Raw genomic sequence first — 21,827 nt, forward strand, 5'->3', positions numbered from 1 at the left:
AGTCTAGGAAGGACGAGTACCGGAGCGGAGCGAATTGAGCATTCGTGAGCACCGGCTCGCAGGACTGACACCGAATGCGAGGGTTTGTCTACGCGCTGAATCCGGCTGGATCAGCCGGATTTTTTTATCACACTTGGTTAGTTAGAAGCAGCTTGAACGTTGATTAACCCTTTTCCATAATAGAATGAGTCACCAAGCGGTGTCGCTGTATTTTCTAAGCGCTGGCGAACCTGTGAATTTGTTAGGTTCGGGTTTTTAGAAAGAATAAGCGCTGCTGCTCCTGCTACATGAGGAGACGCCATAGATGTTCCAGTATAAGAAGTGTATCCACTGCTTGGCACTGTACTTAAAATAGAAGTACCAGGTGCAGAAACATCTAATTCAGGACCTGCGCTAGAAGATGAGTTTCTGACATTGTTACTGTTTACATTGGCAACAGCAATTGTAGACTCGTATTTGGCTGGATAGCCAACTGTACTTCTAGAGCCACTAGAGCCTGAATTACCTGCGGCGGCAACAACAACGACTCCGCGGCTGTTTGCTGTATCAACGGCATTTTTAAGTGCTGTTGAACCGCTTGCTCCGCCTAAACTCATATTGATGACATCCATGTTATTGGCTACAGCCCATTCAATACCGCTAATAATCCAGCTGTATTGTCCGTCGCCATTACGGTCTAATACTTTCACAGCATATAGGGAAGCGCTTGGAGCGACCCCAAGAACACCAATTGTGTTATCAAGGGCAGCAATGGTTCCAGCTACGTGAGTTCCATGTGATTGAAAGTCTTGGGTGGCATTTGGCTCTGAAGGGACGAAGCTCGCACCGCCTGCAACATTTAAGTCAGGGTGTGCAGCGTGGATTCCAGTATCAAGGACAGCTACTTTGACATTAGCACCTTTATAACCTTGAGCGTGTACAGCTGGAGCTTTGATTTGAGGGATTCCATAAGGGACGGTTTGTGCATATGCTTCTGCTTTATGGTCTTCTTCTACGTAAGCAATGCTAGGGTCATGTTCAAGTTTTTGGGCGGCTTGTTCGGACATTTTCACTTGTGCAGCATTAATGAGGCGGTATTGTTTTTCTAGTTTTCCACCATTTTGAACGACAGCTTGTTTCTTAGAGCTGTTTGTGGTGGCAGAGGCTTTAAAACCAACAATATAGCTTTTTTCACTATCTGTTTTGGAGACCGTCTCGGCATTTGCCATGGATCCTCCAAACCCTGCTGAAAACAGAAGAGGGACAGCCAATAAAACACTTGTCATCACATTTTTCTTTTTCACGCACATTCCACATCCCTTTTTTCTTATTTCAGAATAATCATCCGTAGTCTATAAGAATGAACCGTTTGATTATTCTGTATATTCAGTTTAAGGGAAGTAGGCAAATAAGAGTAGACCCGAATTTTTGTGAAAGTCCTAGCGAAAATTGGGGAATTAAGTCACTTGGAACCGGTGGTAAAATATGTTTATTCTATCGTTTCAGCGATAATCTATTAAAAAGGGAGTGTGCTTTTTTTCTCATGATCCATTTCCGGTTAAATATTCGATACCCGAAAAGCCATAAAATAGGTAGAATCGTCTAGCATCTATTTCGAATTTCGATATAAAAAAATATTATTTTATCATTGTTTTTGTCATAAAAAAGAACCTGCTCAGATAACAGGCTCTTTAAGAAGGGGCGGATTGAGTTAAATGGCTGACCACGTTGTATTCACGGACCTTCCATTTACCATCTGACCATTCCACATAATTTAAGCAAGCATTAACAAGTCTCGTGTTCTGTAGACCCATATGTTCATCAGCCAAAGTGGTGAGTAAAGCATGGATAGCAGCTCCGTGAGCCACGATCAGGACATGTTGATCTGGATAGGCGGCTCTGACTTTCTCAATACCTTCTAGCATTCGGTTTTGAATCGTCTCAATTGGTTCCATATTTGGATACTGTTTATCTGGAAACAGCTTCTGACGCTCCTCAAACGACATGCCTTCAGCGTCACCATAATCTCGTTCTATAAAATCATCCATGATGACAAGTGGGGCATGGACATGATTTAAAATCAAGTGTGCTGTTTCTTTTGCCCTTGTTAGTGGACTGGAAATGACAACATCCCAATGGACATCCTTTAAGTAAAGTCCAGTTTGTTCAGCCTGCCATTTACCTGTATCGTTTAAAGGGATATCTGTTCGTCCTTGAATTCGTTTCGCTGCATTCCAATCTGTTTCCCCGTGTCTGACTAGGCAAATTGTTGTCAATCAAATCCCGCCTTTTCTATCTTTTCTTCTATTATACTAAAGTAGAAGAAAAAAGACTGTATTAGCGATTTGTCAGGCTTGTTAAGGATTCGACGGAGCTTGCGACTTGAGACACCGTTTGTTTGACTTCCTTCAATTCGTTAAGGAAGGTCTGAAGGTCAATTTCAATTTTTCCGTTTTGGTTTTTGCTTAAGTTCATGCTGCTGACGATATCATCAAAGAGTGAATTGATTTGTGTCATTTTTTCTTTACTGTCTGTCACAAGTAGATTCACGTCCGCAATGTGCTGAGAAACAATGGCGATTTGTGAATTGGTATTGTTGACAAGTTCAGATACAGTTGAAACCGTTTTCTTGGTGTCCTCTGATAATTTGCGTACCTCGTTTGCAACCACAGCAAAACCTTTTCCATGTTCACCTGCTCGTGCAGATTCGATTGAGGCATTTAAAGATAACAAGTTCGTCTGCTCTGCAATGCCTGTGACAATCCCAAAGATTTGTTCAATTTGTTTGGCGATTTCTTCAAGGCGCTTAATTTCTGTTTCAATTTTTGTCATGCTGCCATCAATTTGGTTCATTTGTGTTTGCTGAATTTCTAATTCTTTTTTACCGCCGATTGATTTTTCTTCGACTTGTGCTGAAATTTGTGTTCCAGCTTGTGACATGTCCGCCATCTCATCCGATTTTGAGACAAGCTTGTCGACTGCACTTGTTGTGTTTGAGAAGAGCGAAGCAAGCGAATTTGAAGTCTCTGTGATTTTTGTATGAAGCTCCTGCTGCTGCTCTTCTGCTTCATCACGAATTTTAGAATATTCATTTTGGAATGTATCTAGGACTAACTGCTGTTCTAAATTTAAAATTTTCGTCGTCGCTTTGACCGCTGTCTGATATTCTTTGAAATCTTGGATATGGTTAGCGAATAAATCCATAATGGATAGCAGAAGGTCTTGGAATGCTGCCATGTACCATTTAGGCTGGAGTCCAATCCGTAAATGAACTTGCGCAATTTTAATGCGTTTTGCCACATAGGCTTCGTCAATCACACCTGCAAACATTTCGCTAATATGAATGCGGAGTGTTTTTTTCAAACGATCGACAGAACTATTGTCTTGAATGATATGCATCAAGGAAGACTCGACTTCTAAATTTTTATAAAACTTATCAACAATATGTGCAATATCATCCTGAACAATTGGATTGAGCTGCTTTAATATCAATAGGTCATGCTGCGTCAGGTCAATCATTTTGATTTGTTTGGCGATGTCCGTATTGTTCGAGAAGTTGATTCGTTTTATCCCATCATCCTGCTGTGTGAAAAAAGCAGTGTTTTTTCTTTTCGGTTCTTTTTTAAATAACAATGTGTTTGTCCCCCCATAATCATCAAAAATATCAGACTTTATGTTTTTTATCGGATAATATTGGATTTTTTAAAGGGGGGACGAGTGAAATTTCACTGTTCTTTATATGACCTTTTTAGTGGTTTTTTAGCAGGGCCTTCTACTACTTCTCCAGTAATGGAAAAACGTGAACCGTGGCACGGGCAATCCCAAGTGCGGTCACTATTATTCCAAGCCACTTCACAGCCTAGGTGAGTACACGTTGTATCGACTAGAAAGACATTCCCATCCTCTGATTTATAGGCGCCGCACCTTTTATGTTCATACGAGATAATGCCGCCCTCGCCTGGTTTTAAATCATCGATTGTTTGATCAGTTCGTTTGAATTTACCACTGATCAGCTTGGTAGCGACATTGGCATTTTCTTTAACGAAATCTTTGACGAAAGAGTCAGTAACAGGTCTTGATGGCGTAAAGATTGATTCATATGGATTCGATTTTCCTTCAATTAAATCACCGATAAGAGTGGCTGCGACGTGGCTTGTGGTCATACCCCATTTTCTAAAGCCGGTTGCTACAAAGATATTCTGGTGGTGTTTGGTCAGGCGGCCAATGTAAGGGATTTGATCCATTGTGACCATATCGTGTGTCGACCAGCGATACAGCACCTCTTCTATTCCAAGGGTGGCGTCTCCAAACGTTTCTAGTCCTTCATAGTGAGCGGATTCATCTCCGCCTTGTCCAGTTTTATGGCCTTCTCCTCCGATGAGGACTACTTCTTCACCGTGCCATTCTGCTGTTCTTAAAGAGTGAGCAGGCTGGTCAATTCCTAGGTACATTCCGTCTGGGAGTGGTTTGGTTGTTCTAGCTGCTACGACATAGGATTGCTCTGGATGAATTCGGGTGAAATAAAGTCCTTTTCCATCATAAAAAGGAAAGTGTGAACATGAAATGACATAGCGCCCTGTCAGATGATGTCCGCTTTTTGTGACGACAGCAGGGCGGTTCCCTTCTTTTATATTAACAGCGGTTGTTTGTTCAAAGATACGTACACCTCGCTCTAGGAGCTTGTCGATTAGCGCATTGAGATAATGAAGGGGATGAAACTGTGCCTGCTTGGTCATCGCAAGGGCTGCTTTGATGTCAGCGTCAAAAGGAAGCTTTGTTTTCCATTCTCGGTCAATACCAAGCTGTTTGTAGGCATCTAATTCCTTCTTTAACTTTTTTACACCGCTTTCTTCCTTTGTATAAAGGTAAGCATCTTTTATCTCTAGCTGACAATCGATGTCGTGCTCTTTGATACGAGCTTGAATGAGGTCTTTTGCTTTCTCATTTGCTTCTACATACAAACGTGCTTTTGGCATCCCAATTTGTTGAATCAGCTCATAATAGTACACATCATGCTGTGAGGTGATTTTAGCCGTTGTGTGTCCGGTCGTGCCTTGCAGCAATTGTTCGGCATCAATGATAATTACATCTAATCCTCGCTCTGTCATTTCAAACGCCGCAGCGATACCGGTAATACCGCCGCCGACAATGATCACATCTGCTGTGAGATCTTCACTGACAGAAGGAAAAGAATGTTTCTGACTGTCCGCCAGCCATAATGATTTTGCCTGTTCCATTCCTTTATGTTCTTGTTCCATGTTGTCGCCTCCATTGACTTGTTGTGTATAATTTTTCCACAATGCTGAAAATCATACATCAGAAAGGAAACAGGGGTGCCATACATAAAAAAGCCGCCAGCACATAAAAATAAACAAGATAAAAGGAAGGAGTGGACTAACGTGTCAACAAAGCAGCCGAAGAAAACATTACCGCCTCAGCACCAAAATGAACGTCCGGGTCTTGAATATAAAATGAACCCTAGACCTGTCTTTGATCGTGAGGTGCAGGACAAAAAGTTAGCAGGAAAAACAGCCATTGTGACAGGTGGAGACAGCGGGATTGGAAGAGCAGTTTCTGTCTTATTTGCGAAAGAAGGTGCCAATGTCGCCATTGTTTACTTAAGTGAACATCGTGACGCCGAGGAGACGAAGGACTATATTGAGAAAGCGGGAGGCCGTGTCATTTTAATTGCAGGTGATTTAGGGGATGAGGCTTTTTCGAATGAGGTCGTCAAAAAAACAAAAGATGCCTTCGGTTCCATTGATATTTTGGTGAATAACGCCGGGGAACAGCATCCGCAAAAAAGCATTGAGCAAATTACCTCGCATCAGCTTCTTCGGACGTTTCAAACGAATATTTTTGCCATGTTTTATTTAACAAAGGCTGTTCTTCCTCATTTAAAAAAAGGAAGCAGTATCATTAATACAGCATCTGTCACCGCCTATAAAGGGCATGAAACATTGATCGATTATTCATCCACAAAAGGGGCGGTCGTAACCTTTACGAGATCATTATCTTTATCGCTAATTAAACAAGGGATTAGAGTGAATGGAGTAGCTCCTGGCCCTATTTGGACACCACTGATTCCCTCAACCTTTACGGAAAAAGAAGTCTCTGAATTTGGCGGAGATGTCCCAATGGAACGTCCTGGTGAGCCAGTAGAGCTTGCGCCAAGTTATTTATTTTTAGCGAGCGAAGACTCATCTTATATGAATGGACAAATGCTGCATGTGAATGGCGGGACCATTTTAAATGGATAAACAAAAAACTTGCGGTAAAGAGACGAGTTGATGTCTCTCTGCCGCAAGTAAAATCATCATGATTGATGTAAGCAGTGTTCTGCATATTGAGCTGACAGGTCATTGAATCGCTTTTCATCACGCTGATCCAGTGCCTTATCAATCTCTTCTCTTAAGAAGGTTAAGCGCTGTTTATAAAGCGCCTCATCTAAAACCATTTGAATATAGATGTCTAAAATGGTGACGCCGTTTTCTTCGGTTTTTTGGGTGTTGCGGGACTTCATGAGCTCAGCGTACGTTTTTTTCTCTTTCATAAAGAATCCCCCCGATGCCTTTTTTATAGTATATGGATTGGCGGAGAAAAAATCAACAAGAATTTATAATTTTTAGACAATTTATTTTTGAGCAGAATCGACACCTCTTGTCCAATCGACAGGATGGGATATATCTTTAAAAATGGCTTTTCGATAGATCGAATGGACTAAAAAATATGATAAAAAGATGATTTTTAATAAATTTTGAAAAAATCCTGTCGTTTCTTATATGTTGGTGATAGATTAATAGTATCTTAAATAACCAAATATTAACACAGGAGGAAATGAAGTGTCAGGAATTAGTGAAACACCTTTAGATTCATACGTCATTAATCAAACAACAATGGCGGTCCTTCCAGTTGAAGAAGGAAAAAGAGTATATTCAAAAGTCATAGAAAGAGAGACAAGCTTTTACGTTGAATTAAAGCCCCTGCAAATTATTGAACGCAGCTGCAGATTCTTCGGCTCAAGCTATGCAGGCAGAAAGGCGGGAACATACGAAGTAACAGGAATTTCTCACAAACCCCCAATTGTGATTGACTCATCCAATCATCTATACTTTTTCCCAACCTATTCATCCAACCGTCCTCAGTGCGGCTGGATCTCCCACAAATACATTCATACCTTCCAAGAATCATCCCTCGGAGACACGGTGGTCACCTTTACAAATGAGCAAACCGTCAAACTTGATGTCTCATATAAATCATTTGAGAGTCAGGTGCACCGGACAGCATATCTCCGAACGAAATTTCAAGATCGTCTTGATGGAGGTCTTCCGAAGAAACAAGAATTTATGCTGTTTCCAAAGGAACAGCAGCTCAATCTCGTATACGATTTTATATTAAGGGAGCTTCGCAACAGATATTAGTCAAAATCCAGCGGCAGAACAGCCGCTGGATTTCTTATCAAGCATGAATGCAATGCAAAAAGGCGCCGCTACATCATAAAGATGAATTCATTGAAACCAAATACGTATGTCTCGTCGTCTATTGGTTGTATTGGGAAATGACAGGGAAATGTGAATCCTTAGACATATTTTCATCCATTTACTCATAAATCACAGAAGTGACACGAGCTTGTCTGTTACAATAAAAGAAATCTTATGTGGTAAAGGATGCATATATTTGACCGATATGAACGAATGGGATGAAGAAATGGAGGCTCTGTATGAAAAAACAATCACATTTGGTGCTGCTATTTATCCTAACTTTGACATTACTAGCAGCCTGTCAGCAAGCAGGTCAGCCGCCTTCAAAGCAAGACACAAAAGAAGCTGCTTATGAACAATGGGTGCAGTCTTATATGGATGAGTTAAATAAAGCATATGAAAATATGACAGATCAGTTTATCTCAGATGGACATGGAAAGATCCAAACAAATAAAAAATTGACAGAAGCGACGAAAGCATTTGATCGTGTGATTCAAAAAGGGCTGGATCATCAAGAAGTTCCAGCCGCTTATCAAAAGGCCGATCAACAATTAAAGACAGGCCTTGCTTCATTTGAAAAAGGGATTAGTAAGGTGGAAAAGCTCTTGAAGCATCCCGATCAAGAAAAGCTGTTTATTTCCGCTACCCATCATTTTCAGGATGGCTTGCAGCAGACAGCCGCATTTATTGAAGAAATAGGTCAGATTCAGCAATCATCCTAAAAAAGCCTGGAAGTAAACCTTCCAGGCTTTTTTAGATGTGAAGGATTTTCTTTAAACGGCGAACGCCCTCTTGAATCATGCTTTCGTCCGTACAGGCGAATCCTAGCAGTAATCCCTTTCGACTGCTTTCAAAACAATAAGGACTTAATGGATAAATGCCAACGCCAGCTGCTTTTGCTGCCTCAATGCTTCCTTTTTCATCAAAGTCTTGCGCTCCTTCTAAAAAGACATGAAGGCCCGTATCGGTTCCGTAGATACGGAAGTGTTTGTCAAAGTGATGTGTCAAAAGGGCTTCCATCATGGCTGCCTGTCTTTTTTTATACAGCTGTCTCATTCGCCTGACATACCGCGTGAATTCTCCTTCTTTGAAAAAAGAAGCGAGTGTGATTTGTTCCATGATGGGCAGCTGCCTTTGAATGAGTGATTGCAGTGCGGCAATTTCTTTCATGACTGCTTTGGAGCCGACAATGGCAGCCAGGCGGATGCCAGGTGCCAGCACTTTTGAGAAGCTTAAGATGTAAATCACATGCTCGGGTGCTTCTGAAAATAGGGAGGGGAGCGGCCCGCCATGGTAACGATAATCTCCATCAAAATCGTCCTCTAATATATAAGACTGATGGCTGACAGCAAACTTCAGCAGCTGCTGCCTTCTGTTTACACTCATACATACTCCAGTTGGACGCTGATGGGAGGGCGTCACAGCAATCAGTTTTGTTCGCCGGGGCAATGTGTTCACCACCATTCCTTCTTCATCAACTGGTGCGGGGTGAATGTTCATTTCGCGATGCATAAACGACAGCCTTGCCCCAGGGAAACCTGGATCTTCAACAGCCACTGTATCACCTTTTTTAAGCAATACCTGTGAAATCAAATCAATGGCTTGCTGCGTGCCACCTGTTAACACCATTTGATCTTCTTCTACATCAATCCCGCGTTCTACAGATAAATATTGGCGTATTTCTGAACGTACTTCCCATAATCCATGCGGAGAGGAATAGCCCCAATCCTTCATATCTAATCGCTGTAATGCTTTCATGAGCGAGCGTTTCCATATGTTTTGAAAGTGGTCGTCGATGGCTGGCTCCTGATGACGAAAATCAATATCAAGCTTCTCATGAAATTGATTGGCTGACAGCCAATGATCCATTTGTTTTTCGGCCTCTTCAAAGTGAGGTCTTATCGGAGGTGAAAAAGGCGGTTCACTTTGATAGGGAGGGGAAGCTGTATATTGATCGCTTGAAATGACCTTGGTACCGCCTCTTCTAGATGTGCTCACGTAACCTCTTGCCAGCAGCTCATCATAGGCAAGCTGTACGGTTGATCTTGATACATTAAGCTCCTGTGCTAACACTCTTGTCGGTGTTAACTGATCGTCAGGATGCAGTTTTTGTGTATGAATTTTTTGAATGATCTCAGTCACGATTTGCTGCCAGAGCGGAGTAGCGCTTGAACGGTCTAAATGAATATACATCGTGCACCTTCTCTCATTGTCACGTCATAACATGATGATGACACGGAATTATGGACTGGTCAATAGTGTCTTTTTTGGATGTAGGAAGTAAGCCAAATGGTGTGTACACTGTTCTCATATGCAATGACATAGAGGAGAGAGTCAAATGATCCCAGCATCAAAAGAGGAAACGGCACACCTATCCATCATCCCGTTTATTTTCGTTTTACTTGGTCTTTTTATGATTACGATTGCTGTGAATCTGCAAGTGCCCCTTTATACGGCGTATGCAGAACACGCAGGGTACGGAAAGGCGGCAACAGCACTTGTATTTGCCGCGTATGTCTTCGGACTTATTCCAGTTTTGCTTTTTCTTGGCGGCATTTCTGACCGGGTTGGACGCAAACCGATTTTATTGGTTGCGCTTAGCTTTTCGTTATGTGCCACCTTGTTGATGATTGTCCACCCTTCCATACAGATGCTCTTTGCTGCCCGGCTTTTGCAAGGTGTCGGACTTGGTCTTAGTGTTGGAACATGCACCGCATATTTGATTGCTTTATATCCAGAGAAGTCAGGCTGGATTCCAACTTTTATTGCACTATGCAGTTCGGTTGGATTTGGGGGCGGTGCTCTTTTTACGGCACTTCTTTCTTTTCAGCGTGTGTCCCTCACGCCGCTTAGCTATTGGATTGTGCTGGCTTTTTTGATCTTAACCATTGTGGGTGTCTTCTTTTTCGTGCCACCTGTCCAAGGAGATTCAGGTAAACCGATGATGAACATGCCAAGATTTCCAAAAGGAACAATGCCGGCGAATGCAGCCATTGCTATCGCATGGTCGGTGTGCGGCCTTGTCATTTCGATTTTGCCAGCACAGCTTAAACTAAATGGTTATGAATTGTGGGTAGGGCCAGCGCTCTTTTTAATTAATATGGCAGGTGTCCTGATGCAGCCCTTTGTGCGCAAGATGAATAGCAGCACAGCGCTCCTTTTGGGGTTTATCTGTCTTCCATGCGGATATGGCCTCTTACTATACGGTGCAAGCAGCGGATCTATTTTCCTTGTGCTTGCCGGAACGATGCTGGCGGGTACTGCCTGCTATGGATTTACTTATTTAGGTGGCCTTCAGCTCATTGTTGAGCGAGGGAAAAAGGAGGCGGCTAGAGCCGTTGCAGGGTATTACTTGTTTGCCTATTTAGGACTTGGTATTCCGAGTGTTTTTGTTGGACTCTTTGCTGATATATACGGTACTCAGATCGTGTTAACCCTCTTTCTCTTGATCGTTTTGGCTGCCTGCCTCATTCTCTTGATCTCAGGTGTCAGGCAGAAACAAAAGTAAGATGTCCATCTTTCTCTTTCTCCTCCAATTCGTTTAAAATATAGGCAAGAGAGGGGAAGATGAACATGAAAAAAGTGCAGCTTGATGGCGCAGCGTGCAGGTCGCAAGAAGAGCTTCATGACCAGCTAAAAACAGTTTTACACCTTCCTGACTATTACGGGAAAAACCTTGATGCCCTTTGGGACTGTTTGACAGGAGAGGTGACTCTTCCAGTAGAACTGACATGGGTGAATTTTCAAACGAGCAAAGACGCTCTTGGTGATTATGCTGAGAACTTGCGTCAGTTATTTCAAGAAGCAGAAGAGGAATTGAAAGGACAATTTCAATTGAATATTCAATCATGATGTAAAAAGCAGCCGCTGCCGCAGGCTGTTTTTTTTTGAGTTTTCGCCTTTTTTATACCGCTATTGAATATTTCACTAGATGTGATAATATATGAACTGTCGCTTAATTGATAATGATAATCATTTATGGCGGATAGAGCTTGATAGAAAGTGAGAAACCTGTATGAAGTTGTATCAATTAAGTTTGTTATTTGTATGTTTGGCATGTATATCTCTGTTTGTGGGTGTACAGGATCTGTCCATTTTACAGCTGTTTCATTTAACAGATGAACAAGTGCACACGTTAGTTTCAAGCCGCCTCCCGCGTCTCGTGAGTATTGTGCTTGCTGGTATGAGCCTGAGTTTATGCGGCTTTATTATGCAAAGCATGACGAGGAATAAATTTGTTTCACCAACCACTGCAGGAACGATGGATTGGGCGAAGCTTGGTATTTTAGTAGCAATGCTTGTTTTTACACATGCGAATCCGCTTATGAAAATGGGGATTGCGTTTCTATTTACTTTAGCTGGGAATCTTCTTTTCTTAAAAATCCTGCGGCATATCAAGGTGAACGATACGATTTATGTACCATTAGTCGGCTTAATGTTTGGGGGGATTGTCAGTTCAATATCTACGTTTATAGCCTATAAATATGATTTGATCCAAAACGTATCCGCATGGCTTCAAGGGGATTTTTCTCTTATTGTCCAAGGGCGTTATGAACTGCTTTATGTGAGCGTTCCACTGTTGATCATTGCGTATTTATATGCTGACCGCTTTACAGTGGCAGGCATGGGCGAGAGCTTTGCTGTCAACTTAGGTTTAACGTATAAACGTGTGATGGCAGTTGGTTTGGTGATCGTTTCAATGATTACGTCTGTCACCATTTTAACTGTCGGGATGCTGCCATTCCTTGGATTAATCATTCCGAATATTGTTTCGATCTACCGCGGCGATCACTTGAAAAAAAGCCTCCCGCATACAGCTTTACTAGGAGCTATTTTTGTTCTGATTTGTGATGTGCTCGGAAGGGTGATCATTTATCCATATGAAATATCAGTTGGGCTCATGGTAGGCATCATCGGGAGTGCGATCTTCCTGTACATGTTATTAAGGAGGAAACGCTATGCATAAGAAACGTATATTATATCTGATTGCAGCCATTGCAGCCGTGTTGATCGTAATTTTTATTACCTTTCAAATGGGGTACTGGCCGTACACAGTCCCAAGCCGTTTAAAGAAAGTGCTTGCGATGACATTAACGGGAGGCGCGATTGCCTTTTCATCTGTTGTCTTTCAAACTTTGACCAACAATCGAATCTTAACGCCGAGCATATTGGGTTTAGACGCACTGTACTTGTTTTTGCAAACAGCGATTATTTATGTGTTTGGGTCGACTCATTTAATGATCGTCAATAAGAATTTTAATTTTTTCCTTTGCGTTGGGCTGATGATCCTATTTTCTGTACTGCTGTATACAGTCATGTTCAAACGCAAAAATAAACACATTTTCTTGCTTCTGCTTGTTGGAATTGTGTTTGGGACATTGTTCAAAAGTCTTTCTTCGTTTATGGAAATGCTGATCGATCCGAATGAATATCAGGTCGTACAGGATAAATCCTTTGCAAGCTTTAATCACATGAACACGGACATCTTACTGATTGCTTCTGTTTTATTTGCGGCGCTGTGTGTTTACATTTGGACATTCCGCTCCAAATTAGATGTCATGTCTCTTGGTAAGGAGCATGCGGTAAATCTAGGCATTGACTATGACAGCATCACAAAAAAGATGCTGATCGTGATAGCTGTCCTTGTGTCTATCGCAACAGCACTTGTCGGACCAATTACGTTCCTCGGCTTACTCGCCGTAAACGTCGCACGAGAGCTTTTTCGGACATACCGGCATACATACTTGCTATTAGGCTCTTTTTTTATTAGTGTGATTGCCCTTGTAGGCGGGGAATTTCTTGTAGAAAAGGTATTTACTTTTCAAACGCCGCTTAGTGTGTTGATTGATTTAGTCGGCGGACTGTATTTTATTTATTTACTGTTAAAGGAGAGTCGTTCATGGTCTTGATGAAGGGCGTCAGTAAGGCGTATAACGGAAAAACAGTGCTTCACGACACAACGATCAGTGTGAAAAAGGGACAGCTGACGTCTCTCATTGGTCCGAATGGTGCGGGGAAAAGCACGCTTTTATCCATCATGAGCCGGCTGATTCAGCCAGACTCAGGTGCAGCTTATTTAGAAGACAAGCCATATAGTGCATACCCTCCGCAGGAACTTGCAAAGAAGATGAGTATTTTAAAGCAGGCCAATCATATGAATGTGCGGCTGACCGTTCGGGAGCTTGTCAGCTTTGGCCGTTTCCCTTACTCGCAGGGTCATCTGACAAAAGAGGATGAGAAGATGATTGATGTGTCCCTCCAATACATGAAGCTTGCCGATATCCAGCATCAATATGTAGATGAACTGAGCGGTGGACAAAGACAAAGAGCTTTTATTGCAATGGTGCTGGCGCAGGATACAGATTATATTTTCTTAGATGAGCCTTTAAACAATTTGGATATGAATCATTCTGTCGAGATGATGAAGCTCTTTCAGCAGCTCGTGAAAGATCTTGGGAAAACAATTGTTGTGGTTCTTCATGATATTAACTTTGCCTCTGTGTATTCCGATCATATCGTCGCCTTAAAAGATGGACAGGTCATTAAAGAAGGTGGAGTGGACGACGTGATTCAAACAGAAGCACTTGAACAAATTTATGACATGCGCATACCGATTGAAGTTATTCGCGGTGAGCGTATTTGCTTATATTTTTCTTAAAAAATGAAGAGGTGATTACGTATGAAAAAATGGACTTGGATGATGACTATATTAATAGCAATCGTGGTACTCGCTGCCTGCGGGAACCAAGGGAAAACTGAAGGCACAAAAGGGGAAACCGTCACGGTAAAAGACATGCTGAATAAAGATGGTGTAAAGATCAAGAAAAACCCGAAAAAAGTGGTCGTGTTTGATATGGGAAGCCTTGATACGTTAGACAAACTAGGTGTGAATGTAACAGCTTTACCGAAACAAGCGGTGCCTAAATATTTATCTAAATATGAAGGAGACAAATATGAAAATGTCGGCGGATTAAAAGAGCCGAACTTTGAAAAAATTGCAGAAATTAAGCCGGATTTAATCATTATCCAGCACCGTCAAGCAGATGCATTCGATGAATTTTCTAATATTGCCCCTACGATTTATATGGATGTAGACAATGCCAATTATATGGAATCATTTAAAAAGAATGCCAAAACTTTAGGCAAGATTTTTGATAAAGAAGACAAAGTTAAAGAAGAACTTGCAGCCATTGATCAAAAAGTGGATGCTTTAAAGAAAGAAGCAAAAGAGTTAAAGAAAAATGGGCTGGTGATCATGGCGAACGACAGCAAAATGACAGCGTTCGGACCTAAGTCAAGATACGGTCTCATCCACGATGTGTTTGGTATCACACCGGCAGATCAAAAGCTTGAGCCATCTGATAAACACGGTCAAAGCATTTCGTATGAATACATGGTCAAAACGAACCCAGACTATCTATTTGTCGTTGATCGAGGCGCAGCGATCGGAGAAGAAACGTCTGCGAAACAGCTTGTTGAGAATGATTATGTGAAATCAGTCAAAGCGGTCAAAAACAACCATGTGGTGTATTTGAACTCTGACATGTGGTATCTATCCGGCGGCGGGCTTGAATCATTATCTGCCATGATTGGTGAAGTAAAACAAGGTATTAGCCAAAAATAATGAACGAAAGCTGCTCATCTTGAGCGGCTTTTTTATTGTGGATTCATAAAAATATGTTGCGTGCAGGAAACTTTCATCTAAATATGTTATAGTGGAACCTACATTGATAGACTAAGATAGAGTGAGGGTTCGGAAAGGATGAAGGAAAAAAGATCAAAAAGAAGACTAAGGCCTTGGGTAAAAGCCGTGCTGTTTATCATGGCATTTGTCATGGTGATGGCAGTGTCCGTGACTGGATACGCATACTATAAAATTTCAAAAGCGTCGAATAAGGCGCAAGTATCATTAGAAAGAGGAGACACTTCGCAAAAGCGTGTGAAAGCTTTTGATCCAGGAAAGGACAGCTTTTCGGTGCTGCTGCTTGGAATTGACAGCCGTCCAGGTGAAACGGTAGATGAAGCAAGAAGTGATGCGGTCTTACTGGCGGCGGTGAACCGAACAGACAAAACCATTAAGCTTCTCAGTATTCCTCGTGATTCTTATGTAGATATACCGGGAAGAGGATATGATAAAATTGCTCACGCCCATGCGTTTGGGAGTGCAGATTTGTCAGTCAAAACGGTCGAAAATTTGTTGAACATTCCTGTAGACTATGTGATTTCAGGGAACTTTAAGGCGTTTCAAGACATTGTGGATGAGCTAAATGGAATTGACGTAACGATTAAAGATGAAGGTATCGCAAAACAGATGGAAAAGGATTCAAAGGGAAAAGTTCAAGTGCAAACAGGCACTCATAGACTGAATGGCGAAGAAGCTTTGGCCTTTGTGAGAACGAGAAAGGCTGATAGTGATCTCATGCGCGGAAAGCGCCAAATGGAAGCACTTCAAGCCATCTTTGAAAAATCTAAATCGATTTCTTCGATCCCGTCATACGACAACATCATTGATACGCTTGGTGATAATGTCTCAACCAACCTTTCCATGAAACAGTTCATCGGTCTTTTTCCATTACTGAGCTCATTGAAATCAGTTGATACGATTCAGCTAAAGGGCCATGATTATCAGCCTGGGAATGTATATTACTTTGAGTTAGATGGACCAGGATTAGAAGAAGTTAGAACAGAGCTGAGAAAACAGCTTGAATTATCATAAATAAGAAGGAGCCTGCCGCAGCGGCAGGCTTTTTTTGCATGGGTACCACGCCGCATTTCAGCAAGAAGTTAATTTGCTTGATGCAGAAAATATGCAGTCAGCAGTTCCTCTACTCGATGACGTATACGCGGATTAAAGTATTTATGCTTTTCTTCATAGCCATTTATGATAAATAGATACGTTGTAAATCCTTCATCGTGTTCAATTTGCTGTACTTTCATATTTTCTTTACGTAAATGCTGCTTCAGTTCGTAAAGTGCTTTCTGTGCTTCCTTTAACACAGAGGTCACAAGCTGAATGTATGGTTCATTTAGTTTAAATGTTTGATGTTGTTTTAAGTGTGTCAGGTCACGATTGAGGATGGAGATGACCATTGGAAGAAAGATGGCCTGTTCCATCATCTGAAGCTGTATTCTTGTTAGTCTTGTCATGTCCAAGCCTGCTTTCTTTATGGATAGAACAAATGTTCTTATTTATTATATCGAATGAGTCAAACAATCTCAAGGGGGGCGAGTGGGATTCATTTGTATATTTTTATGTTTTCCATGTAAAATGAAATGTAGACAAACCTTGAAGGAGTCAAACAAGTTGACATCATTTCTTTCTCTATTTACTCATGAAAATATCACATCATTTTTTGAAAGCTACAAGGCCTTTGGACCAATTGTCGCTATATTGCTTCCTCTGATTGAAGCATTTCTTCCGTTTTTACCACTTGTGGCGTTTGCGGTGGCCAATGCAAATGCATTCGGCCTTTGGGAAGGCTTTTTATTAACCTGGATCGGTGCAAGTGCAGGGTCTATTCTTGTCTTTTTACTGATCAGAAAATTTGGACAGATGAGAATGCTGAACTTTATCAGCAGACACCCTTCCATTAAGAAATTGATGCTTTGGGTAGAGAAGCGGGGATTTGGTCCGTTATTTATTTTACTCTGTTTTCCTTTTACACCTTCTGCAGCTGTCAATGTTGTCGCAGGCTTATCAAGAATTAGCATGTGGCAATTTTCATTAGCTGCTTTAGCTGGTAAGTGTGTCATGCTCTTTATCATTAGTTTTATCGGTTATGATCTTTCTGCTTTAGTAAAGAATCCGTTAAGAAGTGTTTTTGCGGTTCTAGTTATCGTTTTATTATGGTATGTTGGAAAGAGAGTAGAAAATAGGTTGAATATTCGAATGAGCAAGCGTGAGGACAAAGGAGGCTCTTAATGAAAAAGAAGCCATTGCTATGGTTGATGATTATTACATGCATCGTCTTATTGTTCCAGGTAAAGAATTTCATGTTTGTGAAGTATAAAGTAGAAGGGGTTAGTATGGACCCTACATTTACAGATGGAACAGAATTATTAATCAACAAGTTCTCGCCAAAACTCACGAAAATTAATCGGTTTGATTATGTGTTATTTCACGGACCCAAAAATCAAATTTTGATCAAACGAGTCATTGGGCTCCCAGGAGAATCGATCAAGTATGTAGATGATCAGTTATTTGTCGATGGGGCAAAATGGAAAGAACCCTATTTAAAAGAGCAGAAAAAACATAAAATGGGGAATGTCCTGACAGGAGATTTTCAGCTGAAAGCCATCACAGGGCAAAATAAAATCAAAAAAAACCATTACTTCGTGATCGGAGATAACCGAATACATAGCTTCGACAGCCGGCATTTTGGAACGATATCAAAGGATCAAGTAGTTGGTGTCAAAAGAAATCAGGATGAATAAAAAAAGAGGCGCTCTGCACATGCAAAGCGTCTCTTTTTTTATTTTGCGGCTTTATATTCAGGATGTCTTTTTGCCCAGACATGATGTAAGAATCGAAAAAACGGTGGCAGCATCGCAATGACAAGAATGATTCTAACGACTTGTACAGCTACTACAAAGGTTGAGTCCTCATGGAGTGTGACTGCTGTTGTTGCCATTTCTGCAATACCGCCAGGCGAAAAGGCAAGAATGGCTGTAATGACAGAAATGCCTGTGACCTCTGCAATGGCAATTGAACTGAGAACCGTTGCAGCAATCAGCCCAGCTGAGCTGACGACGGCCACAATTAACGTGTTTTTTAGCCCGACAAACATCTGTTTATTCATTTTTGACCCGATGGTTGCACCTAGAAATACCTGTGATGCGATATTCGCTTGTGCTGGCCAGTAAGGAATCAAATCATGACCTATGAGCGCACCTGCACCTACTTGAAGAGCTGCAACTCCTAACATGCTGCCAATCAGCCAAGGGGCAGGGAAATGAAGCCGAACCGCGAGGCGTGACATAAGCCAGGCACCTAAAATAAGTGCGATACTCCACGAGATATTTGACAGGGTGAAAACGCCGGATGAAAAGGCGCTCCCTTGCACGGTTGCAGCTGCATCCGCTGGATTTTTTGTATTTAAATAGAACACCGTAAATGGGATGGTGAGTACCACCATTAATACACGTGTTGTTTGTACGAGACTGACAACGGCTGTATTTGCTCCAACCTCTTGGGCAATCCCTGGCATAGCAGATAAACCGCCTGGTGCTGTTCCGACAAAGCTGGTCAGCATATCTGTTTTACTCAGCTTCCATAAGGCAAAGCCAGAGAGCATCGCCAGTAGAATAGAAAAAACGAGCATGAAACTCACAGGGAGCCAATGTTCAGCGAAAATATGAAGAACTTTCATGTTCATTTTCTGTCCGAGTTCGATTCCGAGAATGAATTGACCAAGGAGTAGCCATCTGCTGTGAATACGCAAGGTGTTGTTTCCTTTACGCTGAAACAGGGTGGGACGTCGCATGGCAATAAATGCAGCTGTGATTAATGTACCGACCATCCAGCCAATAGACATTCCTGTTAAAGACAAAAGAAATCCACCTAAACCGCTTATCGCGATCAAAATGAGATCGGTTCGAAGGCTGTTTCCTTGTTTCATCACATGTAAACCTTCTTCCTATAAATTTGTTCAGTAAGTGAAATGTTGTTATCTTCACTATAATACAAAAGTCTCTATAAATAAAATACGAATTTTTTTACCATTTTCATAAGATTATCTTATCGTGAATCGGATAGCCTATTGATATAAATAGGTTCGTAATTTTTACCAAAAAGCAAGGTAATATGCAACGATTTTCCCCTATTTTGGTTATCTGTTGACTATCATTTTCAATTACACTACAATGCTTAGTGTGAGGTGATGACATGAAAATTCCTTCTTTTAAATATAATGAAAAGGGATTGAATCGCTTTTTCGGTCCTTTAGAGGGAAGGATTATGGAGATCCTTTATCAAGGTGAGGATATGCCGATTAAAGAAGTGCAGCAGAAGCTGTCAGATGAGAAGCCGATTAATTTCAACACGGTGATGACTGTGCTGAACCGCTTAACCGAAAAGGGAATTGTCGAGAAGAAAACAAAAGGGCGTTCATCTATTTATAATCCCATTTTAACAAAAGAAGAATTTCTAAATGAGCAGACAAAATGGATTACCCAAGGGCTGATGGACGATTTTGGTCCACTGGCAGTGAATCATATGGTGGATGCAATTGAAAGTGCTGACCCTGAATTACTCAAAGTGCTTGAAGCAAGGCTGGCATCCAAAAAAGAGGAGCAGCAAAATGAATAAAATGAAATCGAGCCTGCTGTTTTTAGGCGGTATATTGATTGGTTTAACGATTTTTTATCAGATGGGTTATTACGTGCTTTCAAGCTTTTTTGGCTGGAATCAAGCATATAATCTCATTCATGTATGCCAGTCTGTTCTCGAATTCTATGGATTCACTCCTTTGAAATATTTTCTAGATGCTTTAGTCCTCTATACACTGGGATTTGCGATTTTCTATATGACGAAGCAAATCAAAACGTACATTCAATTCAAGCAAAATCTGATGCTTGCAGTCGATTACCACTCGACCGAATCTTTATCTGAAAAATATGCAAACGACATCATTGTGTTTCATTGTCATGAACCGCTTGCTTTCGCCATGGGGATGCTTCACCCAAAGGTCTACTTATCAACGTCTCTCATGGACATGCTGGATGAAGAGGAGATTGACGCTGTTGTTTATCATGAATTACACCACAAATACAGCTATGATCCTTTAAAGGCCTTCACATTCTCAATGCTCACAAAAGTCATTTGGTACATTCCAGTGTTAAAGCATATGAGACAAAGCTATTCCGTTTTTCGTGAAGTGATCGCAGATGACTATGCGATTCGGCAGACAGGCACTGAGCTTGGAGTAGGGCAAGCCCTTTTGAAACTGATTAAAAAGAGAACGCAGTTTCAAAAACAAACGAAGTTTGCGGTATCCTTTGGAGATCGGGCATTGAATTTAAGAATACAGAAGATCTTAAATCCAACATACAATATTCCTTTCAATGTACCCATCATTCCCATTGTCACATCAACCATTCTCATGGTGGCCTTAATGATTATGCTTAACCTAAATTACTAATTTTTTTTACTTATTAACATTACATTATGTAGTGTAAAAACAGGAGGAAATCACTATATGAAAACGAATCAAGAAATAGGAACACTTTTTGTACGTGTTATTTTAGGTATTATCTTCTTTCTACACGGACTTCAGGCATATCAAGGAGGTCTGGGGGGAACAGCGGCATTCTTTGGACAAATCGGTGTACCGGAATTTATGGCCTATATTGTAAAGACAATTGAGCTGGTCGGTGGTATCGCCTTGATTTTAGGTCTAGGAACACGTATTTTCGCAGCATTATTTGTACCAATTATGGCTGTGGCGATTATTACGGTTGGTTTTTCTAAAGGATTTGTTGGCGGTTATGAATTTGAACTATCGCTGCTTGTCATGGCGCTTTATTTAACACTCAGCGGCAGTAAGATGCTGTCCATTGATGGGTTGCTAAAACATCAGCAGCAAAGCAATGAAGCAAAATTTCATTAAACGATCATGAAAAAAACTCCTTCTGCTATTTGTGGTAGAGGAGTTTTTTTATTTATCAAATTGTCGTTTTCACGTTTGAAAAAGTGAAAGAGATGAGGGATTTGTTGAGAATAGTATTTTATTTGATAGATTGAATGAACAAAAAGCCGATTTCATTTTTTGACGGAACATACGATCTCCTATTAAAATAGGACTATCTAAGACACATGGTGCGTTATAAGATATAAAAACCATACAGCATGCTGCTGTTCATCTTGAGCGATACGTTTCATCAGCTCTTTTGTTCCTTGATCCCGGACATAATCTGATATCGTTAAGTAAAAATCGACCGTTCTTTGTTCATCTTTAAATGCGAAAAGAAGTCCTTCTCTAAATTGATCTGGACAAGGTTCTGTTACGCTTGGTTTGTGGCTTTTACCTGTTAAAGAATAATACAGCTTTGAAAATAGTTGATAGTGTCTGACTTCATCCTGGCGTATTTCTTGAATGATTTTTTTTGCCTCAGGAGTTTTTGCTCTTTGGGCAAGTTTTTCGTAGCATTGGATCGCAGAATATTCACCATTGATTGCTTTTTCAAGATCTGAAATGATTCTTGTGTTTTGGCGCATGTCATATGGCGAGTAGTCATAATAACCGTAATACATGATATTGCCAGCCTCCTTTGAGTTCATGATGGTTTATGATATGAGAAGAGTAAGGAAAGGTGCCTATATCTTTTTAGGAAGGAGAAGGGGAAAATAGCTATTTACTTTTATTTTCG

General features: G+C 41.1%; 24 protein-coding genes and 1 pseudogene. 15 read left to right on the top strand and 10 right to left on the bottom strand.

The window, feature by feature from the left end; genetic code table 11:
- Window positions 1-137 precede the first annotated feature (137 nt).
- From AWT60_RS12300 to AWT60_RS12315, 5 genes and pseudogenes are all read right to left on the bottom strand, one after another.
- Window positions 138-1,283 carry a serine alkaline protease SapB gene (locus AWT60_RS12300; protein WP_218677309.1) on the bottom strand — a complete coding sequence of 382 codons (1,146 nt, stop codon included), beginning with the start codon at window positions 1,281-1,283 and terminating at the stop codon, window positions 138-140.
- Window positions 1,284-1,670: 387 nt separating this feature from the next.
- Window positions 1,671-2,255 (bottom strand): histidine phosphatase family protein, encoded by a 585-nt coding sequence (locus AWT60_RS12305; RefSeq protein WP_087975635.1) that lies wholly within the window; start codon window positions 2,253-2,255, stop codon window positions 1,671-1,673.
- 61 nt (window positions 2,256-2,316) lie between these two features.
- The gene (locus tag AWT60_RS18815) at window positions 2,317-2,928 is read right to left on the bottom strand and encodes a methyl-accepting chemotaxis protein (RefSeq protein WP_404841197.1); all 612 of its coding nucleotides are present in this window, start codon (window positions 2,926-2,928) and stop codon (window positions 2,317-2,319) included.
- Window positions 2,929-3,072: 144 nt separating this feature from the next.
- A pseudogene (locus AWT60_RS18820) lies at window positions 3,073-3,612 on the bottom strand (protoglobin family protein); the annotation flags it as partial.
- Between the two features lie 92 nt (window positions 3,613-3,704).
- Entirely contained in the window at window positions 3,705-5,237 is a 1,533-nt protein-coding gene (locus AWT60_RS12315) for an FAD-dependent oxidoreductase (RefSeq protein ID WP_163115317.1), read from the bottom strand.
- A gap of 141 nt (window positions 5,238-5,378) precedes the next feature.
- Here AWT60_RS12315 and AWT60_RS12320 point away from each other — a divergent pair, with 141 nt between their 5' ends.
- Window positions 5,379-6,239 carry an SDR family oxidoreductase gene (locus tag AWT60_RS12320; protein WP_024425480.1) on the top strand — a complete coding sequence of 287 codons (861 nt, stop codon included), beginning with the start codon at window positions 5,379-5,381 and terminating at the stop codon, window positions 6,237-6,239.
- A gap of 56 nt (window positions 6,240-6,295) precedes the next feature.
- Here AWT60_RS12320 and AWT60_RS12325 read toward each other — a convergent pair whose 3' ends face one another.
- On the bottom strand, window positions 6,296-6,532 hold the full coding sequence (locus AWT60_RS12325; RefSeq protein ID WP_008348804.1) for an IDEAL domain-containing protein: 237 nt from the start codon (window positions 6,530-6,532) through the stop codon (window positions 6,296-6,298).
- A 289-nt stretch (window positions 6,533-6,821) separates the two neighbouring features.
- Here AWT60_RS12325 and AWT60_RS12330 point away from each other — a divergent pair, with 289 nt between their 5' ends.
- On the top strand, window positions 6,822-7,400 hold the full coding sequence (locus tag AWT60_RS12330) for a competence protein ComK (RefSeq protein WP_218677310.1): 579 nt from the start codon (window positions 6,822-6,824) through the stop codon (window positions 7,398-7,400).
- A 299-nt stretch (window positions 7,401-7,699) separates the two neighbouring features.
- Complete coding sequence (locus tag AWT60_RS12335) at window positions 7,700-8,182, top strand: hypothetical protein (RefSeq protein ID WP_087975630.1); 483 nt, start codon at window positions 7,700-7,702, stop codon at window positions 8,180-8,182.
- Window positions 8,183-8,213: 31 nt separating this feature from the next.
- Here the strand turns inward: AWT60_RS12335 and pdxR are convergent, their stop codons facing one another.
- Window positions 8,214-9,653 carry a MocR-like pyridoxine biosynthesis transcription factor PdxR gene (gene pdxR / locus AWT60_RS12340; protein WP_218677311.1) on the bottom strand — a complete coding sequence of 480 codons (1,440 nt, stop codon included), beginning with the start codon at window positions 9,651-9,653 and terminating at the stop codon, window positions 8,214-8,216.
- 145 nt (window positions 9,654-9,798) lie between these two features.
- Between pdxR and AWT60_RS12345 the strand changes: the two genes are divergently transcribed.
- The 7 genes from AWT60_RS12345 to AWT60_RS12375 all read left to right on the top strand — a co-directional run bounded on the left by AWT60_RS12345 (window position 9,799) and on the right by AWT60_RS12375 (window position 16,176).
- A complete protein-coding gene (locus tag AWT60_RS12345; RefSeq protein WP_163115314.1) occupies window positions 9,799-10,968 on the top strand; it encodes an MFS transporter in 1,170 nt (389 codons plus the stop codon).
- 65 nt (window positions 10,969-11,033) lie between these two features.
- Window positions 11,034-11,312, top strand: coding sequence for a barstar family protein (locus AWT60_RS12350; protein WP_041110016.1), 279 nt, complete (start codon window positions 11,034-11,036; stop codon window positions 11,310-11,312).
- Between the two features lie 163 nt (window positions 11,313-11,475).
- Complete coding sequence (locus tag AWT60_RS12355; RefSeq protein WP_041110018.1) at window positions 11,476-12,426, top strand: ABC transporter permease; 951 nt, start codon at window positions 11,476-11,478, stop codon at window positions 12,424-12,426.
- Window positions 12,419-13,369: an iron chelate uptake ABC transporter family permease subunit gene (locus AWT60_RS12360; RefSeq protein ID WP_041110020.1), complete on the top strand. Its 951-nt coding sequence runs from the start codon at window positions 12,419-12,421 to the stop codon at window positions 13,367-13,369. Before AWT60_RS12355 ends, AWT60_RS12360 begins: the two co-directional genes overlap by 8 nt.
- Window positions 13,360-14,118, top strand: a complete 759-nt coding sequence (locus tag AWT60_RS12365) for an iron ABC transporter ATP-binding protein (RefSeq protein ID WP_041110022.1) — start codon at window positions 13,360-13,362, stop codon at window positions 14,116-14,118. The genes AWT60_RS12360 and AWT60_RS12365 overlap by 10 nt, the downstream gene beginning before the upstream one ends.
- Window positions 14,119-14,139: 21 nt before the next feature.
- Window positions 14,140-15,084, top strand: a complete 945-nt coding sequence (locus tag AWT60_RS12370) for a siderophore ABC transporter substrate-binding protein (RefSeq protein WP_041110024.1) — start codon at window positions 14,140-14,142, stop codon at window positions 15,082-15,084.
- 138 nt (window positions 15,085-15,222) lie between these two features.
- A complete protein-coding gene (locus AWT60_RS12375; protein WP_041110026.1) occupies window positions 15,223-16,176 on the top strand; it encodes an LCP family protein in 954 nt (317 codons plus the stop codon).
- 68 nt (window positions 16,177-16,244) lie between these two features.
- Here the strand turns inward: AWT60_RS12375 and AWT60_RS12380 are convergent, their stop codons facing one another.
- On the bottom strand, window positions 16,245-16,607 hold the full coding sequence (locus AWT60_RS12380) for a YhjD family protein (protein ID WP_041110028.1): 363 nt from the start codon (window positions 16,605-16,607) through the stop codon (window positions 16,245-16,247).
- Window positions 16,608-16,764: 157 nt separating this feature from the next.
- On the opposite strand from AWT60_RS12380, the gene AWT60_RS12385 reads away from it, so the two are divergent.
- On the top strand, window positions 16,765-17,382 hold the full coding sequence (locus AWT60_RS12385; protein WP_024425492.1) for a TVP38/TMEM64 family protein: 618 nt from the start codon (window positions 16,765-16,767) through the stop codon (window positions 17,380-17,382).
- On the top strand, window positions 17,382-17,894 hold the full coding sequence (gene lepB / locus AWT60_RS12390) for a signal peptidase I (RefSeq protein WP_041110030.1): 513 nt from the start codon (window positions 17,382-17,384) through the stop codon (window positions 17,892-17,894). The genes AWT60_RS12385 and lepB overlap by 1 nt, the downstream gene beginning before the upstream one ends.
- A gap of 38 nt (window positions 17,895-17,932) precedes the next feature.
- Here the strand turns inward: lepB and AWT60_RS12395 are convergent, their stop codons facing one another.
- On the bottom strand, window positions 17,933-19,078 hold the full coding sequence (locus AWT60_RS12395; protein WP_041110032.1) for an AbrB family transcriptional regulator: 1,146 nt from the start codon (window positions 19,076-19,078) through the stop codon (window positions 17,933-17,935).
- 266 nt (window positions 19,079-19,344) lie between these two features.
- Here AWT60_RS12395 and AWT60_RS12400 point away from each other — a divergent pair, with 266 nt between their 5' ends.
- From AWT60_RS12400 to AWT60_RS12410, 3 genes are read left to right on the top strand one after another with little or no spacing between them, the layout of a single operon-like run.
- Window positions 19,345-19,767 carry a BlaI/MecI/CopY family transcriptional regulator gene (locus tag AWT60_RS12400; protein ID WP_024425495.1) on the top strand — a complete coding sequence of 141 codons (423 nt, stop codon included), beginning with the start codon at window positions 19,345-19,347 and terminating at the stop codon, window positions 19,765-19,767.
- On the top strand, window positions 19,760-20,599 hold the full coding sequence (locus AWT60_RS12405; protein WP_034282157.1) for a M56 family metallopeptidase: 840 nt from the start codon (window positions 19,760-19,762) through the stop codon (window positions 20,597-20,599). Before AWT60_RS12400 ends, AWT60_RS12405 begins: the two co-directional genes overlap by 8 nt.
- Window positions 20,600-20,656: 57 nt before the next feature.
- The gene (locus AWT60_RS12410) at window positions 20,657-21,067 is read left to right on the top strand and encodes a DoxX family protein (protein WP_034282155.1); all 411 of its coding nucleotides are present in this window, start codon (window positions 20,657-20,659) and stop codon (window positions 21,065-21,067) included.
- Between the two features lie 197 nt (window positions 21,068-21,264).
- Here the strand turns inward: AWT60_RS12410 and AWT60_RS12415 are convergent, their stop codons facing one another.
- On the bottom strand, window positions 21,265-21,711 hold the full coding sequence (locus AWT60_RS12415) for a ferritin-like domain-containing protein (protein WP_041110034.1): 447 nt from the start codon (window positions 21,709-21,711) through the stop codon (window positions 21,265-21,267).
- Window positions 21,712-21,827: the final 116 nt, after the last annotated feature.

This window comes from Bacillus sp. F2HM (genome assembly GCF_019266135.1).
GTDB classification, from domain to species: domain Bacteria; phylum Bacillota; class Bacilli; order Bacillales; family Bacillaceae; genus Bacillus; species Bacillus safensis.